Source organism: Cellulomonas sp. GbtcB1 (assembly GCF_019091725.1).
Lineage (GTDB): Bacteria > Actinomycetota > Actinomycetes > Actinomycetales > Cellulomonadaceae > Cellulomonas.
In genome coordinates, this window is sequence record NZ_JAGXJG010000203.1 from 1 (window position 1) to 289 (window position 289).

The 289-nt window shown below is 76.1% G+C and carries 1 protein-coding gene; it reads right to left on the bottom strand.

The genetic code is table 11. From position 1 onward, the window contains the following. Positions 1-52: 52 nt before the first annotated feature. A partial coding sequence (locus KVT14_RS20295; protein WP_217617291.1) for a response regulator transcription factor occupies positions 53-289 on the bottom strand: 237 nt, incomplete at its 5' end.

Below are 289 nucleotides of genomic sequence, written 5' to 3' on the forward strand. Positions count from 1 at the left end.
GCCCCGCGGCGACCGCCCGGACCGCGTGAGCGAGGCCCTGCGGCGCGGTGTTCTACAGCAGGAACCCGCACGCGCCGGCGCGCAGGGCGGTCAGCACCAGGTCGACGGTGTCGAACGTGGTCAGCACGATGACCGCCGGACCGCCGTCGGGTCGCGTGCGCAGCTCGCGCAGGGCGGCCAGGCCGTCGAGCCGGGGCATCCGGATGTCCATCAGGACGACGTCGGGCTCCGTGCGGCGCACAGCGTCCAGCGCCTCGCGCCCGTCCTCGGCCTCGCCGACCACCTCGCT